Source organism: Streptomyces sp. B1I3 (genome assembly GCF_030816615.1).
Lineage (GTDB): Bacteria > Actinomycetota > Actinomycetes > Streptomycetales > Streptomycetaceae > Streptomyces.
On sequence record NZ_JAUSYD010000001.1, the window covers coordinates 2,635,252 to 2,651,931 of the forward strand.

At 71.0% G+C, this 16,680-nt stretch carries 10 protein-coding genes and 1 pseudogene; 7 read left to right on the forward strand and 4 right to left on the reverse strand.

Annotated features, from left to right (window positions below; genetic code table 11):
- The first annotated feature begins 413 nt into the window (after positions 1–413).
- From QFZ58_RS11875 to glgB, 4 genes are all read left to right on the forward strand, one after another.
- Positions 414–2,507: an alpha-1,4-glucan--maltose-1-phosphate maltosyltransferase gene (locus tag QFZ58_RS11875; RefSeq protein WP_307124890.1), complete on the forward strand. Its 2,094-nt coding sequence runs from the start codon at positions 414–416 to the stop codon at positions 2,505–2,507.
- A complete protein-coding gene (treS, locus tag QFZ58_RS11880) occupies positions 2,504–4,210 on the forward strand; it encodes a maltose alpha-D-glucosyltransferase (RefSeq protein ID WP_307124891.1) in 1,707 nt (568 codons plus the stop codon). The genes QFZ58_RS11875 and treS overlap by 4 nt, the downstream gene beginning before the upstream one ends.
- Before the next feature lie 250 nt (positions 4,211–4,460).
- Positions 4,461–5,897 carry a maltokinase gene (locus QFZ58_RS11885; RefSeq protein ID WP_307124892.1) on the forward strand — a complete coding sequence of 479 codons (1,437 nt, stop codon included), beginning with the start codon at positions 4,461–4,463 and terminating at the stop codon, positions 5,895–5,897.
- Positions 5,898–5,938: 41 nt separating this feature from the next.
- Positions 5,939–8,554, forward strand: a complete 2,616-nt coding sequence (glgB, locus tag QFZ58_RS11890) for a 1,4-alpha-glucan branching enzyme (protein WP_307124893.1) — start codon at positions 5,939–5,941, stop codon at positions 8,552–8,554.
- A gap of 133 nt (positions 8,555–8,687) precedes the next feature.
- On the opposite strand, the gene QFZ58_RS11895 is transcribed toward glgB, so the two are convergent.
- From QFZ58_RS11895 to QFZ58_RS11905, 3 genes and pseudogenes are all read right to left on the reverse strand, one after another.
- A complete protein-coding gene (locus QFZ58_RS11895) occupies positions 8,688–9,962 on the reverse strand; it encodes a hypothetical protein (RefSeq protein ID WP_307124894.1) in 1,275 nt (424 codons plus the stop codon).
- Between the two features lie 301 nt (positions 9,963–10,263).
- Positions 10,264–10,590: pseudogene (trxA, locus tag QFZ58_RS11900) on the reverse strand (thioredoxin); the annotation flags it as partial.
- On the reverse strand, positions 10,587–11,003 hold the full coding sequence (locus QFZ58_RS11905) for a MerR family transcriptional regulator (RefSeq protein WP_307124895.1): 417 nt from the start codon (positions 11,001–11,003) through the stop codon (positions 10,587–10,589). The pseudogene trxA and the gene QFZ58_RS11905, both read right to left, overlap by 4 nt.
- Positions 11,004–11,162: 159 nt before the next feature.
- Here QFZ58_RS11905 and QFZ58_RS11910 point away from each other — a divergent pair, with 159 nt between their 5' ends.
- A complete protein-coding gene (locus tag QFZ58_RS11910; RefSeq protein ID WP_307124896.1) occupies positions 11,163–12,635 on the forward strand; it encodes a glycoside hydrolase family 16 protein in 1,473 nt (490 codons plus the stop codon).
- Positions 12,636–12,819: 184 nt separating this feature from the next.
- Here QFZ58_RS11910 and QFZ58_RS11915 read toward each other — a convergent pair whose 3' ends face one another.
- Positions 12,820–14,184 (reverse strand): cation:dicarboxylate symporter family transporter, encoded by a 1,365-nt coding sequence (locus QFZ58_RS11915; RefSeq protein ID WP_307124897.1) that lies wholly within the window; start codon positions 14,182–14,184, stop codon positions 12,820–12,822.
- A gap of 158 nt (positions 14,185–14,342) precedes the next feature.
- On the opposite strand from QFZ58_RS11915, the gene QFZ58_RS11920 reads away from it, so the two are divergent.
- Positions 14,343–16,007: a sensor histidine kinase gene (locus tag QFZ58_RS11920; protein ID WP_307124898.1), complete on the forward strand. Its 1,665-nt coding sequence runs from the start codon at positions 14,343–14,345 to the stop codon at positions 16,005–16,007.
- On the forward strand, positions 16,004–16,678 hold the full coding sequence (locus QFZ58_RS11925; protein WP_307124899.1) for a response regulator: 675 nt from the start codon (positions 16,004–16,006) through the stop codon (positions 16,676–16,678). The genes QFZ58_RS11920 and QFZ58_RS11925 overlap by 4 nt, the downstream gene beginning before the upstream one ends.
- Positions 16,679–16,680: the final 2 nt, after the last annotated feature.

The window sequence follows — 16,680 nt, forward strand, 5'->3', positions numbered from 1 at the left end:
CCGATTTCCCCTCCTCACGCGACCTTGTAACGCGTCGCACCACAGGGAAGGCTGCGGTTTGTGCGTAACGCGCCGGCCGGGGGAACGGCACGCCGCGTACACAGCGCGTGCGCCGAGTGCACCCAGGAGTTAACACGCCGTCGGGTTGGCCGCCCGGAAGCGGTGGGAAGGCTCCCCGGTACCCACCCGCGCAGCGCAGCCCAGGTGCCCCGATCCGAGCTCGGAACCCTCGCGCACCTGCCATTCGAGTGCCATTCGAGTGAACGCGGACAGGAGCGGCCATGCCCACAGCCCGCCAGCCGACGACTGAGCGGCTACAAAGGACGCAACCCCACCATCGCGGCGCGCGCGGTCAGCCCCTCACACCCACTCCGCGCTCCGTGCATGCCGAGCTCCAGCCCTCAGGTGATTCCATGATCGGTCGCATTCCCGTCCTGGACGTCCGTCCGCTCGTCGACTGCGGCAGACGGCCGGCCAAAGCCGTCGCAGGTGAGACCTTCCAGGTCAGCGCCACCGTCTTCCGTGAAGGCCATGACGCGGTGGCCGCCAATGTCGTCCTGTGCGATCCGAGCGGACGGCCCGGCCCCTGGACGCCGATGCGCGAACTCGCTCCGGGTACGGACCGCTGGGGCTGCGACGTCACCCCTACGGCGGAGGGGCACTGGACCTACACCGTCGAGGCGTGGAGCGATCCGGTCGCCACCTGGCGCAACCACGCACAGATCAAGATCCCCGCCGGAATCGACACCGCGCTGGTCCTCGCGGAGGGCGCCGAACTGTACGAACGGGCCGCCACCGGCGTGCCGAAGCGCGACGGGCGCGAGGCGGTTCTCGCCGCCGTCGACGCACTGCGCGACACCGGCCGCACGGCGGCCGCCCGGCTGGACGCCGCGCTCGCGCCCGAGGTGGGCGAGGCTCTCGGCCGGCACCCCCTGCGCGAACTGGTCACGGCGTCCCGCCCGATGCCCCTGGTCGTCGAGCGCCCACGCGCCCTCTACGGTTCCTGGTACGAGCTGTTCCCGCGCTCCGAGGGAGCACGCCCGGAGCCGGTCGCGCCCGTGAAGCCGGCCCGGAAACCGCGCGCCACCAAGGCGACGAAGGCCGCGACGGGCGCGCAGAGGGGCCCTGAGGCCGGGGCGCGGCTTCCCGCCCCGTCCACCAGGATCGTCAGCGGCACCTTCCGTACCGCCGCCGAGCGGCTTCCGGCCGTCGCAGCGATGGGGTTCGACGTCGTCTACCTGCCACCCATCCACCCCATCGGCACCACGCACCGCAAGGGTCCCAACAACAGCCTCTCTCCCGCCCCCGACGACCCGGGGGTGCCCTGGGCGATCGGTTCGGCCGAGGGCGGCCACGACGCCGTCCACCCCGATCTCGGCACGCTCGAGGACTTCGACCACTTCGTCGGCACGGCCCGCACGCTGCGGATGGAGGTCGCGCTGGACTTCGCGCTCCAGTGCTCGCCGGACCACCCGTGGGTGACCGAACACCCCGAGTGGTTCCACCACCGGCCCGACGGGTCCATCGCCTACGCGGAGAACCCGCCGAAGAAGTACCAGGACATCTACCCGATCGCCTTCGACAAGGACATGCCCGGGATCGTCGCCGAGACCGTTCGCCTCCTGCGGTTCTGGATGGACCGCGGCGTACGCATCTTCCGTGTCGACAATCCGCACACCAAGCCGGTGGTCTTCTGGGAGAAGGTGATCGCCGACATCAACCGCACCGACCCGGACGTGATCTTCCTGGCCGAGGCGTTCACCCGGCCCGCGATGATGCGCACGCTGGCAGCGGTCGGCTTCCAGCAGTCCTACACGTACTTCACCTGGCGTAACACGAAGCAGGAACTCACCGAGTACGCCCTGGAGCTCTCGGGCGAGTCCGCCTCGTACATGAGGCCCAACTTCTTCGTGAACACGCCCGACATCCTTCCCGGTTACCTCCAGGACGGCGGCCGTCCGGCCTTCGAGGCGCGGGCCGTGCTCGCCGCCACCCTGTCCCCCTCCTGGGGCGTGTACGCGGGCTTCGAGCTGTGCGAGAACACCCCGGTGCATCCCGGGAGCGAGGAGTACCAGGACTCGGAGAAGTACCAACTCAGGCCCAGGGACTGGGAGGCGGCGGAACGTGAGGGCCGCTCGCTGGCACCCCTGATCACCTCGCTCAACCGGATCCGGCGTCGCCACCCCGCGCTCCAGCAACTGCGCGACGTCCACTTCCACTCCGTCGACAACGAGGCGCTGATCGCCTACAGCAAGCGCTCCGGTTCGAACATCGTTCTGGTGGTCGTCAACCTCGACCCTCACCACACCCAGGAGGCCACGGTCTCGTTGGACATGCCGCGCCTCGGCCTCGACCGGCACGAGAGCGTGCCGGTGCGCGACGAGCTCACCGGCGACACCTATCACTGGGGCAGGACTTTCTATGTGCGTCTGGAGCCGGGTGTGACACCCGCGCACGTCGTCGTCCTGCGACCGTCCCCGCCGACCGGAGGGTCACCCACACCATGATCGTCAATGAGCCCGTTCACGACCTGTTCGAGGACACGCCCGCCAAGGACCGTGATCCCGACTGGTTCAAGCGTGCCGTCTTCTACGAGGTACTCGTCCGGTCCTTCCAGGACTCCAACGGCGACGGCGTCGGCGACCTCAAGGGCCTCACCGCCAAGCTCGACTACCTGCAATGGCTCGGTGTCGACTGCCTCTGGCTGCCGCCCTTCTTCAAGTCGCCGCTGCGTGACGGCGGTTACGACGTCTCCGACTACACCGCCGTGCTGCCCGAGTTCGGCGACCTGGCCGATTTCGTGGAGTTCGTCGACGCCGCCCATCAGCGCGGCATGCGGGTGATCATCGACTTCGTCATGAATCACACGAGCGACCAGCACGACTGGTTCCAGCAGTCCCGCACCGACCCGCACGGGCCGTACGGCGACTACTACGTCTGGGCCGACGACGACAAGCAGTTCCCGGACGCGCGGATCATCTTCGTCGACACGGAGACGTCCAACTGGACGTTCGACCCGGTGCGCAAGCAGTACTACTGGCACCGGTTCTTCTCGCACCAGCCCGATCTCAACTACGAGAACCCGGCCGTGCAGGAGGAGATCATCTCCGCCCTGCGCTTCTGGCTGGACCTCGGCATCGACGGTTTCCGGGTCGACGCCGTGCCGTACCTCTACCAGCGCGAGGGCACCAACTGCGAGAACCTCCCCGAGACCCACAACTTCCTCAAGCGGGTCCGCAAGGAGATCGACGCCAACTATCCCGACACCGTGCTGCTGGCCGAGGCCAACCAGTGGCCGGAGGACGTCGTCGACTACTTCGGCGACTTCCCGGCCGGCGGCGACGAGTGCCACATGGCGTTCCACTTCCCGGTCATGCCGCGCATCTTCATGGCCGTACGCCGGGAGAGCCGCTACCCGGTCTCGGAAATCCTGGCGAAGACCCCGGAGATCCCCTCCGGCTGCCAGTGGGGCATCTTCCTCCGCAACCACGACGAGCTCACCCTCGAAATGGTCACGGACGAAGAGCGCGACTACATGTACGCGGAGTACGCCAAGGACCCGCGGATGCGTGCCAACATCGGCATCCGCCGCCGCCTCGCACCCCTCCTGGACAACGACCGCAACCAGATCGAGCTGTTCACCGCGCTGCTGCTCTCCCTGCCCGGGTCACCGATCCTCTACTACGGGGACGAGATCGGGATGGGCGACAACATCTGGCTCGGCGACCGCGACGCCGTGCGCACCCCCATGCAGTGGACCCCGGACCGCAACGCGGGCTTCTCCTCCAGCGATCCGGGGCGGCTCTACCTCCCCACGATCATGGACCCGGTCTACGGCTACCAGGTCACCAACGTCGAGGCGTCCATGGCCTCGCCGTCGTCGCTGCTCCACTGGACGCGGCGGATGATCGAGATCCGCAAGCAGAATCCGGCGTTCGGCCTCGGCTCGTACAGCGAACTGCCGTCGTCGAACCCCGCGGTGATCGCGTTCACCCGCGAGTACAAGGACGACCTCGTGCTGTGCGTCCACAACTTCTCGCGTTTCGCGCAACCGACGGAGCTCGATCTGCGCGCCTTCAACGGGCGTCATCCGGTGGAGCTGATCGGCGGGGTGCGCTTCCCCGCCGTCGGTCAGTGGCCCTACCTGCTGACACTGGCGGGGCACGGTTTCTACTGGTTCCGGCTGCGGAAGGATGCTCCGGTCAGCTGACCGCCGGTGACGGTCAGCTGACGGCGCCTCACCTCAGGGGCGCCACTCGCGGGGCGGTTTCCGCCGCCCCGCACGGGGCACTCTCCCCCATATCGAGCTCTTCCGGGCTCCATCGGGCGCTTCACGGCCTCTCGATCGAGTCCGTACGGACTTTCCTCACCCGACACGTCCCGCACAGCCGGACAGCCATTGCCGCAATCCGGGACACTCTTCGCATCCTGTGGTGTGCCCGGGGAAAGGACGCGATGCCATGTCGGAGGCTGCATCCACTCGAGTCGCCCTGGCGAAGAACACAACAACGAGAAAGACGGCGAGACGGAGTCCCGGGAGCAGCGCGGGCACGACGGCACTGCTGACGTCGCTCACCCCTCTGCTCCACGAGTGGCTCCCCCGGCAGCGGTGGTTCGCGGGCAAGGGGCAGCCGGTCACCGGCTTCTCCCTCGTCGCGGCCACCGAGATACTGCCGCTGGACGCCTCCACGACAGGCCCCGGCCTGTTGCACCTGCTCGTCCGCGCCCATCAGCCGAGCCGCACCCCCCAATCACACGACGACTGCTACCAGCTCCTGCTCGGGGTGCGCACCACGCTGCCGCCCCGCCTGGCCGGTGCCCTGATCGGCCAGGTGGCGGACGGCCCGCTGGCCGGCCGCACCCTGTACGAGGGACTGCACGACCCCCGCGTCGCCGACCTGTTGCTGGAACGATTCCGTAACCCGGGATCGCTCGGCCACCTCCGCTTCGAGCGGGCAGCCCCGATCCCTCCGGGACTGGCCCCACGCGTCCTGGACACCGAGCAGTCCAATTCCTCGCTCGTCTACGGCGACGCCTACATCCTGAAGATCTTCCGCCGGGTCTTCCCCGGTATCAACCCCGATCTGGAACTGCCGCTCGCGCTCGCCCGGGAGGGCTGCGGGCGGGTGCCCGCCCCGGTCGCCTGGTTCGAGGCGGAGACTCCGGAGCCGCTCACCCTCGGAGTCCTGCAGCCGTTCCTGCGCGGCGCCCAGGACGGCTGGCGGCTCGCGCTGGCAGCACTCGCGAAGGGAGACGACTTCGTCCCCGAGGCGCACGCCCTGGGCCGGGCCACGGCCGAGGTCCACACGGCGCTCGCCACGGCCCTGCCGACGCCCACCCTTGCCCGGGAGCGGACCGGCCACCTGGTGGCCGGGATGATCGAGCGGCTGGAGTGTGCCGCGCAGGCGGTCCCGGCCCTGGTCCCGTACGTACCGGGGCTGCGTGCCGCCTTCGACGCCGTCGCCGCGCTGGGCCGTACCGGCAAGGGCTGGGCCGCGCAGCGGGTCCACGGCGACCTGCACCTGGGCCAGACCCTGCGCGGGGAGGACGGCTTCTGGTCGCTGATCGACTTCGAGGGCGAACCGGCCCGGCCCCTGCCCGAGCGCCGCAGCCCGCAGCCGACGGTGCGCGACGTCGCGGGGATGCTCAGGTCCTTCGACTACGCGGCCCGCTCGCATCAGCCGTGGAACCCCGAGTGGGCGGCACGCTGCCGTGCCGCGTACTGCGAGGGCTACGCCCGGGCTGCGGGCACCGACCCGCGCGGCGAACCGGAGCTGCTGCGCGCCCACGAGACCGACAAAGCGGTGTACGAGGTGCTGTACGAGGCCCGGCACCGCCCCGACTGGCTGCCCGTGCCGATGGCCGCCATCCACCGTCTGGCCAGCACGACCGCGTGACCCGCCCCTCCCATCCCTCACCCTCCGAGGAGGCAGTCCCTGTGACCGCCCGCAAGCCGTCCCGCAAGTCACCCGAGCCCGCTCCCGAGCCCCTCGAGGTCCCGCCCGCGGCGCAGCCTGTGACCACCGAGGTCACCGCGTCGGCCTCCGAACCCCCGCCGCCCGCCAAGCGCAGGACGAAGCGGGCCACCACCGCCAAGACCCCGACAGGAACCAGGACCACGACCGCCAGGACGACCGGGGCCAAGGCCGCGGGTACGAGGGCCGCCGGTGCCGAGGCCGCGGATACGGGGCCCACCGGCGCCGAGGCCCCGTTGGCGGAGTCCGTCCCCGCCGGCGCCCCGGTCACGGAACCCGTCGCCGCCGGCGCCCCGGCCGGCAGTGCCACGCCGGCGACGGAGCCGGCCGCCGCCCCCACCACCGGCGCACCACCCCGCCCCCGGCGCGGCGGCGGGAGCAAGGACGCACTGCCGGCCACGGCACTGTCCGAAGCCGACCGGGGACGACTGCTCGCCGGTGAGCACCACGCTCCCCATGACGTCCTGGGCGCGCACGCGACCCGGGGCGGGGTGGTCGTCCGGGTCCTGCGCCCCTTCGCCCGCACGGTGACCGTGCTGGCGGAGGGGGTGCGGGCCGAGCTGCAGAGTGACGGCGACGGCTTCTTCTCCGCCGTCCTGCCGATGCCGTCCGTGCCCGGGTACCGCCTGCTGATCGCCTACGACGACAACGAGATCGAGGTGGAGGATCCCTACCGGTTCCTGCCCGCGCTCGGCGAGCTCGATCTGCACCTGATCGGAGAGGGCCGGCACGAGGAGCTGTGGCGGGCGCTCGGCGCCCAGCCGATGGAGCACCAGGGCGTGGCGGGCACCCGCTTCACGGTCTGGGCCCCGAACGCACGCGGGGTCCGCGTCACGGGTGACTTCAACTACTGGGACGGCACCGCCTTCCCCATGCGCTCGCTGGGCTCCACGGGCGTGTGGGAACTGTTCCTCCCCGGCGTCGGCGAGGGAGCCGTCTACAAGTACGACATCTGCCGGCCCGACGGTTCGCACACCCAGCGTGCCGACCCGATGGCACGCCACACGGAGGTGCCTCCCGCGACCGCCTCGGTGGTGACGGCCTCGCACCACGTGTGGCAGGACGCCGACTGGATGGCGCACCGGGGCGACCGGCCGGTGCACGAGGCCCCCTTCTCGGTCTACGAGGTGCACCTCCCCTCCTGGCGGCCCGGCCTCACCTATCGCGAGCTGGCCGCCCAGCTTCCCGCCTACGTACGGGAGCTCGGCTTCACCCACGTCGAGCTGATGCCCGTCTCGGAGCACCCCTTCGGCGGCTCCTGGGGATACCAGGTCACCGGCTTCTACGCGCCGACGTCCCGCATGGGCACGCCGGACGACTTCCGTTTCCTGGTCGACGCCCTGCACGCGGTGGGCATCGGCGTCCTCATGGACTGGGTGCCGGCGCACTTCCCGCGCGACGACTGGGCACTGGCCGAGTTCGACGGCCGCCCGCTGTACGAGCACTCCGACCCCTCCCGGGCCGCACACCCGGACTGGGGCACCCTGGAGTTCGACTACGGCCGCACGGAGGTCCGCAACTTCCTGGTCGCCAACGCCACGTACTGGTGCGAGGAGTTCCACATCGACGGCCTGCGGGTCGACGCGGTGGCCTCGATGCTCTACCTCGACTACTCGCGCGAGGACGGCCAGTGGTCGCCGAACGAGCACGGCGGCCGGGAGAACCTGGACGCGGTCGCCTTCCTGCAGGAGATGAACGCGACGGTCTACCGGCGCAACCCGGGTGTCGTCACGATCGCGGAGGAGTCCACCGCCTGGAACGGCGTCACCCGCGCCACGCACCACGTCGGACCGGACGGCTTCGGCGGCCTGGGCTTCGGGCTGAAGTGGAACATGGGGTGGATGCACGACTCGCTGGTGTACATGTCCAAGGAGCCGGTGCACCGCAAGTACCACCACGACGAGATGACGTTCTCGATGGTGTACGCGTACAGCGAGAACTACGTGCTGCCGATCTCGCACGACGAGGTGGTGCACGGCAAGCAGGCACTGGTCACCAAGATGCCCGGCGACTGGTGGCAGCGGCGCGCCAACCACCGCGCCTACCTCGGATACATGTGGGCGCACCCCGGCAAGCAACTCCTCTTCATGGGGCAGGAGTTTGCCCAGGGGGCCGAGTGGTCCGAGGGCCACGGCCCCGACTGGTGGCTGCTGGACGAGACGTACGAGGCCTCCGGTGACCACCGGGGCGTACGCACACTGGTCACCGACCTGAACGCGGTGTACGGGGCGCTGCCCGCGCTCTGGCAGCGGGACACGGACCCGGGAGGCTTCTCCTGGATCGACGGCGGCGCGGCGGAGGACAACGCGCTCTCGTTCGTCCGCTACGACGCGGACGGCTCACCGCTGATCGCGGTCTGCCACTTCTCCCCGGTGGTACGGAACGACTACCGCATCGGCGTGCCGGACGGCCCGGAGGCCTGGGTGGAGATCATCAACACGGACGCGGCGCGGTACGGCGGCAGCGACGTGCGCAACGAGGGACCGCTGAAGCCCGAGGCGGTACCGGCCCACGGCAGGGAGACGAGCCTGACCCTGACGCTGCCGCCTCTGGCGACGGTCTGGTTGCGGCCGGCCTGACGGACGGCGAACGACACCAGGGGCCCCTTGCCACTCCCCACAGGCGAGGGGCCCCTGGCCCTGTGAGCGCACCGCCGCCTCCCCCGTGGTCAGCAGCGGGCCGGCTCCTTCGGCGCGGCGGCGGGCCCGGTCGTCACGCTTCGGTGCTCCCGCGCAAGGACGACAGGACCAGCCGACCGTAACGGGTCGCGAGTGCCCCCGCCGTCGCCGCGACGGACAGCCCGAGGGCTATGAGGAGGTGGGAGAGGGACTCGTCACCCAGGACCTGGAGCACGCCGAGTGCCGTGCCGAGCGGCAGCCCCAGTATCGTGAGGGTTCCCAGTGCGCCGCTGACCTGTTGGCTCTCCTGCGTCTGCACCAGCCGGCTGTAGTCCGCGGCCTCCGCCAGGATCTCGCCGAAGCGTTCGGACAGCCGGTGCTGGTTCTGGAATGCCAGCAGCAGTTCGTTGGCCGGGCCGTGGGCGGTCAGGTGCTGACGCCAGTAGGTACTGCGGAAGACCGCGATGTTCCGCTCCAGGGCGGCGACCCGCCGGGCGAGTTGCGTGGTGTCGAACACGTCCGAGAGTTCTTCGGTCAGCTCGTCGATGTGATCGCGCTGCAGCGATCCGAGCAGCAGTGCGTCCAGGTAGACGGTCCGTGACTGCAGGGCACCGAACGCGTAGAAGTCGCCGTCCCCCGTGTCCGCACGGTGGCCGAGGAAGGCGGCGCCCTGCCGGAGGACCAGGGCGCTCCAGTCGGCCGAGATGCGCACGGCTCTGCCGAGCTCCGTGACGGCGATCTCCGGGGCGAGCGGGAAGTCGGCCGTGTGGGAGCGCGACGCGAGTTGCCAGAGCCAACGGTCGGCCGTGGCCGGCAGAGGCCCCTCGGGGCCCGCGCGCAGCGCGGGGGTGTGGTCGGCCTCCGGCGTCAGGAAGGCGACCGTGTAAGGGCGGGCGAGGGCGAACGTCCCGGTCCCACTGATGACTTCGGCCACACCGGCGAGGAGCTCCCTGGGGTCCAGGGGTCCCGTGAGCGGCGCCGCGTCGGCCGGCAGCCGTCCCCCCATTGCGCGCAGCACGGGCAGCAACGGCCTGTGCACGGTGAAGTGGAGCACCGCGAGTGCGTGCTCGGGATCCCGGACGGTGGCGGTCCGCAGGAGTTCCATGCCGACGAGGTGCAGTCCGTCGTGGACGACCGATGCCGGCCGGTGCCAGCGTCGCGGCCGTCCGGGCGCGCCGTACAGCACTCGCGCAGAGGCCGGAGCGAAATAGGTCGCCCGGGTCGCGGTGTCGGTCCGGCGGCCACCCAGCTCGAACGGAAAAGGCCCGTCGTGCCAGTCGGGTAATCCTGACAGACGCACCGGCACGACGACCGTCAGCTCCTGTCGCGCGCCCGTGACGGTGTCGAGCGAGGGCGACGCGGCGGTCATGCCGACTCCTTGTGCGGATACGGCCGGCGACTGCGGGCGCGGACCTCGTACCGTGGCTTCCCCTGAGGCGGGCAGCGACAGGCTACCCCGCACCCCGGTGCGCCGGCACGCGCCAACTGGTTCGGGGAGGAACGGCATCGGCTACGCCGCGCCCCCGCACGCGCACTCCGGCCGTAGCCGTCCGCCGGCGCGGCGCGCCTGCCGTCCCACACCTCCGGGCGCCTCGCCGTCCCACACCTCCGGGCGCCTCACTCCCACCTCGATCCGCCCACGGCCGCGTGGACGTCAGGCGGTCGTGAAACACCTCCTCCAGCTCCTGCAGCAGCCTGCGCTTCGGGCGGGCGCCCACCATGGACTTCACCGGTTCGCCGCCCTGGAACACCATCAGCGTCGGCATCGAGAGGACCGCGTAGCGGCTCGGAATCTCCGGGTTGGCGTCCACGTCGATCTGGACGACCTTGAGACGGCCGGCCTCCTCGGCGGCGATCGCGCTGAGCACGGGGGCGAGCTGGCGGCACGGGCCGCACCAGTCCGCGGTGAACTCGACCAGCACGGGGAGCCCGCCCTCCAGGACCTCCGCGTCGAACGTCGTGTCGGTCACCTCGGCGACACCTTCTGCGTGGATCATCTGCCGTCCTTCCAGTTCAGTTCACATCTGGGTTCGGGGCCGCCCGGCACCTCGGCCGACGCCTCCAGCTCGGCGCGGGCCAGCTGCGCACCGACCTCCGTACGGACCGTCCGCAGTTGGTCGATGAGTGCGTCCAGCTCGCCCAGCTTGCGCCGGTAGACCGCCAGCGAGGCGGGGCAGGCGTCGCCGGCCGGGTGACCGGCGCGCAGGCAGTCGACGAAGGGGCGGGTCTCCTCCAGGTCGAACCCGAAGTCCTGCAGGGTTCGGATCTGCTGGATCAGCCGCAGATCGCTCTCGTCGTACGTGCGGTAGCCGTTGCCCGCCCGGCGGGCGTGCAGCAGGCCGCGTGATTCGTAGTACCGCAGCGTCCGTGTCGTCGTCCCGGCGCGTTCGGCCAGCTCCCCGATTCGCATACCGCGACGGTAAGCCTTGACGCCCACGTCAAGGCAACACGTCCCGTGTGTGCGGAAAGTTGGGCCGTCACGGCCATTGACGGCGGTCGGGCCCCCGGTTAAAAGTCTCTGAGAGCGCTCTCAGTCACTCTGTTCGGCACCGCCCACCGGAGGTGTTTTTTGAGTACGAGCCGCACCGCCCCCCACAGACGCACCACCGTCCTCGCGTCCCTGACCGCCCTGGCCCTCGCCTTCGCCGGGCTCGTCACCGTCGCCGGTTCCGGGTCCGCCCGGGGCGACGTACCGCCCGCCGCCGGCTGGAACCTGCAGTGGAGCGACGACTTCAACGGCGCGAACCGCACCCTGCCGTCCTCCGCGAACTGGCAGATCGACACGGGCCACGGCTATCCGGGAGGCCCCGGCAACTGGGGCACCGGCGAGATCCAGAACTACACGGCGAGCCCCGACAACGTCAGCCTCGACGGCAACGGCAACCTCCGCATCACCCCGCTCCGGGACGGCGCGGGCACCTGGACCTCGGGCCGGATCGAGACCAGACGGGCCGACTTCAAGGCCCCGGCCGGAGGCACCCTGCGCATCGAGGGCCGGGTCCAGATGCCGAACGTCACGGGCAACGCGGCCCTCGGCTACTGGCCCGCGTTCTGGGCGCTCGGCTCGCCGTACCGGGGCAACTACTGGAACTGGCCCGGCATCGGCGAGTTCGACATCATGGAGAACGTCAACGGGATCAACTCCGTCTGGGGCGTGCTCCACTGCGGGGTCAACCCCGGCGGCCCCTGCAACGAGACCACCGGCCTCGGCAACAGCCGTACCTGCCCGGGTGCGAGCTGCCAGTCCGCGTTCCATACGTACCGCTTCGAGTGGGACCGCTCGGCCAGCCCCAACGCACTGCGCTGGTACGTGGACGACCAGCTCTTCCACAGCGTCACCCAGAACCAGCTGGACGCCGCGACGTGGGCGAACATGACCGACCACGCGGGGTACTTCCTCCTCCTCAACCTCGCGATCGGCGGTGCTTTCCCGAACGCGCTCGGCGGTTCCACGCCTACCACCGAGACGGTGCCGGGCCGGCCCATGCTGGTCGACTACGTGGGCGTCTGGACGCGGGGCGGCGGCGGAACCACCGACCCGCCGACCGACCCGCCCACGGACCCGCCCTCCGGCTCCTCCACCCTGGCCCTGCGCAGCGCCGGCGGTCTCGGCGCCGCCCAGTCCTCCGCCTCGTCGGTGACGGTCGCGTCGGCGGGTGGCGGTAACTACGACGGGACCCCTCACAGCCCGCAGACCTTCACGGCGACCGGCATCACCCGGGCGTACGACGGCGGCTCCACCCAGTTCGACGTCTTCTCCGACTCGGGAACCGTCGTAGCCAACGGGCAGCAGGTGAGGGTGAGTTACGACCGCACGGGCGACGGGAGCTGGGACCGTACGGAAACGTACAACTACTTCGCGACCGATCCCGTCAACGGGTACGAGCACTACACCCAGGCCAAGGGGCTGAAGTCGTCCACCGGCAGCCACGGCAACCTGGTGAACGGCCGGGTGAAGGTGGAGATCTGGAACGCCATCGGCAACGGCCCCGGCACGGTGGGGGTGGGCAACCAGTCGGTCGTCCACATCCCGTACGACTGACCGGCGGTCAGGAGACCGGGAGGTAGCAGGCGTAGGAGCCGATCCAGTACGGAATGATCACACTTTCCGTAGGTCACGGCAGTCGACTGCGGCACGGCCGCCCGTGGATGCAGGGGGCGGTCACGCCGGTACGGACGCGTACGGCCGGTACGGGGTGTCCGTACCGGCCGTACCTCCCGGTTCGCTACACCTTCGCCAGCGACGGCTTCTCCTCGCCGCCCTCCCTGGACTCGGGGACGCGCGGCTCCGCGGGGCCCTCGTCGGCGATCATCTTCTCGTCGAAGGGGAGTGCGCCGGAGAGGACCTGGTCCACCCGGGCCCGGTCGATCTCCTTGGTCCAGGTGCCGACGAGCACGGTGGCGACCGCGTTGCCCGCGAAGTTCGTCAGGGCGCGGGCCTCGCTCATGAAGCGGTCGATGCCGACGATCAGGCCGACACCGTCGACCAGTTCGGGGCGGTGCGACTGGAGGCCGCCCGCGAGGGTGGCCAGGCCGGCGCCCGTGACGCCCGCCGCGCCCTTGGAGGCGATCACCATGAAGACCAGCAGGGAGATCTGCTCACCGATGCTCAGCGGGTCACCCGTCGCGTTGGCGATGAAGAGCGAGGCCATCGTGAGGTAGATCGCGGTGCCGTCGAGGTTGAAGGAGTAGCCGGTCGGCACGGTGATGCCGACGACCGGCTTGCTGACTCCCATGTGCTCCATCTTCGCGATCAGCCGCGGCAGGGCCGACTCGGAGGAGGAGGTGGAGAGGATCAGCAGGAACTCACGGCCCAGGTACTTCAGCAGGGACAGGATGTTGACGCCCGCCACCAGCCGCAGGATCGCGCCCAGGACCACGAAGACGAAGAGCGCGCAGGTGACGTAGAAGCCGATCATGATGATCGCCAGGGACTTCAGCGCGTCCACGCCGGTCTCGCCGACCACAGCGGCCATCGCGCCGAACGCGCCGACCGGGGCCGCCCACATGATCATGGCGAGGATGCGGAAGACGAGGCGCTGGATGTGGCCGATCCCGCGCAGGACGGGTTCCCCGGCCGAGCCCATGGCCTGAAGGGCGAAGCCCGCCAGCAGGGCGATGAGGAGGGTCTGCAGGACCTCGCCCTCGGTGAAGGCCGAGACCATGGTGGTGGGGATGATGCCGAGCAGGAAGTCCACGGTGGACTCGCTGGCGCCCGACGCCTGCTTCTCCCCGGCGGCGCGCGCGGCCTCGGTGAGGTGGAGGCTGGAGCCCGGTTCCAGGATGTTGCCGACGACCAGGCCGATGGCCAGGGCGACCGTCGACATCACCAGGAAGTAGCCGAGGGCCAGGCCGCCGACGGCGCCGACCTTGGCGGCCTTGCGCACGGAGCCGACGCCCAGCACGATCGTGCAGAAGATGATCGGCGAGATCATCATCTTGATGAGGCTGACGAAGCCGGTCCCGATGGGCTTGAGCTCCACGGCCAGGTCGGGGGCGGCCAGGCCCACCGTGATGCCCAGCACCACGGCGCCGATCACGGCCAGGTAGAGATAGTGCGTACGGTCCCGTCGTGCGGCTGTCTCTGCCACGGGGGCCCTCCTCGGCTGTCTGCGGTCCCTCCCCCGTCCCTGGGGGCCCCGGTGACTATTCACCTCCCTGTGACGGTCGTCACCCTTGCGTTCATATCGTTCACGGACGCTTTCGAGCCACCTTGGGCCGGTGCGTGCCGCCAGGCAGACTGGGAGCCATGCGCCTCCCCCGTACCCGCCCCCGCAGCCTGGCCGGCCAGCTCTTCGCGATGCAGGCCCTGCTGGTGGCCCTGGTCGTGGCCGGGTGCGCCTTCTTCGCGTACGCCTCGGGCCGGGCGCAGGCGGAGGAGACCGCGGCCCGCCAGGTGCGGGGTGTCGCGCTCGCGATGGCCGGATCGCCGTCCGTACGGGAGGCGATCCGTACCCCCCACCCGTCCGCCGCACTCCAGCCGTACGCGGAGCGGGTCCGGGCGGACACCGGGATCGCCTTCGTCACGATCATGGACCCGGACGGCGTCCGCTGGACGCACCCGGACCCCTCCCAGATCGGCAGGCCCTTCATCGGGCACACCGAGCAGGCCCTGCGCGGCCGGACCTTCACGGAGACGTACACCGGCACGCTGGGACCCTCGATACGGGTCGTGACGCCGATCCTCGACGGCAGCGCGGTCGTGGGACTCGTCAGTGCGGGCATCACCGTCGAGCGGGTCTCCACCCAGGTGCGGGAGCAGCTCGGCGCGCTGGCCGCGGCGGCGGGCGGTGCGCTGGCCCTCGGAGGCCTCGGCACGTACGTCATCAACGCGCGACTGCGGCGGCACACGCACGGGATGAACGCCCAGGAGCTGAGCCGGATGCACGACTACCACGAGGCCACGCTGCACGCGGTGCGTGAGGGGCTGCTGATGCTGGACGGACAGCGCCGGATCGCGCTGGTCAACGACGCCGGCCGGGAGCTGCTCGGCCTCGGACCGGAAGCGGTCGGGCGGACGGTCGACCGGCTCGAGCTGCCCGCACCGCTGACCGGGGCGCTGCTCGCGTCCGAGCCGCGCGTCGACGAGGTCCACCTGACGGCGGACCGGGTGATCGTCGTGAACACCAGTCCCGTCGTCGGCGGCGAGCAGCGCGGCACGGTGGTGACCCTGCGGGACCACACGGAGCTGCAGGCGCTGTCGGGCGAGCTCGACTCCGAGCGCGGTTTCACGCAGGCACTGCGCTCCCAGGCGCACGAGGCCGCGAACCGGCTGCACACCGTGGTGTCGCTGATCGAGCTGGGCCGGGTCGAGGAGGCGGTGGAGTTCGCGACGGCGGAGCTGGAGCTGGCCCAGGTCCTCACCGACCGGGTCGTCGGCGCGGTCGGTGAGCCGGTGCTGGCCGCGCTGCTCCTCGGCAAGGCGGCGCAGGCGAACGAGCGCGGTGTGGAGCTGGTGCTCGGGGAGGACAGCCTGATCGACGACGGGGCGCTGCCGCATTCGCTCCCGCCGCGCGACCTGGTGACGATCCTCGGCAACCTGATCGACAACGCGGTGGACGCCGCGTCGGAGGCGTCGACGGGGGGCTCGGCGGCGGGCGGGGGCGCGGCCGTACCGGCCCAGCGCTCCACGACGCGCGCCCTCGTCACCGTGACGGCGCTGACCGACGCGGGCGGCCTGCTGCTGCGGGTGGCGGACACGGGCGCGGGCATCGGCCCGGACGACGCGGACGAGGTGTTCCGGCGCGGCTGGACGACGCACGGTGCGGGCCGCGGCCTGGGGCTGGCGCTCGTCCGGCAGGCGGCCCACCGCAACGGGGGGACGGTCACCTTGGGGCGGTCGGCGGACGGCGGAGCCGAGTTCACGGTGCGGCTGCCCCTCACCGGCCGGCCGGCGCAGGCGGTCACCGCATGATCCGGGTGCTGATCGTGGAGGACGACCCGGTCGCCGCGGACGCCCATGAGCTGTACGTGGGCCGGGTGCCGGGCTTCGAGGTGGCCGCCGTCGCCCACACCCGGGCGGCGGCCGTACGGGCGCTGGAGCGGATGCCGGTGGACCTGCTGCTGCTGGACCTGTACCTGCCCGACGGGCACGGCCTGCAGCTGCTGCGCTCGCTGCGGGCCGCCGGGCACGGCGCCGATGTGATCGCGGTGACGTCGGCGCGTGACCTGGCGGTGGTGCGGGAGGGCGTGTCGCTCGGTGTCGTGCAGTACGTGCTGAAGCCCTTCACCTATCCCACCCTGAGGGACCGGCTCGTGCGGTACGCCGAGTTCCGGGCGGCTGCCGGTGAGGCGAGCGGTCAGGAGGAGGTGGACCGGGCGCTGGGCGCGCTACGGGTCACCCAGCCGGCCACGTTGCCCAAGGGGCTGAGCGGGCCGACCCTGGAGGCGGTGACGACGGCGCTGCGGGCGTCCGCGGAGGGCCTGACCGCGTCGGCGGCCGGGGAGGAGCTGGGGATCTCCCGGATCACCGCGCGCCGCTATCTGGAGCACCTGGTGACGGCGGGCCGCGCCGAGCGGCGGCCCAGTTACGGCCAGGTGGGCCGACCCGAGTTGCATTATCGGTGGGTGGCCGAAACTCGCTGATG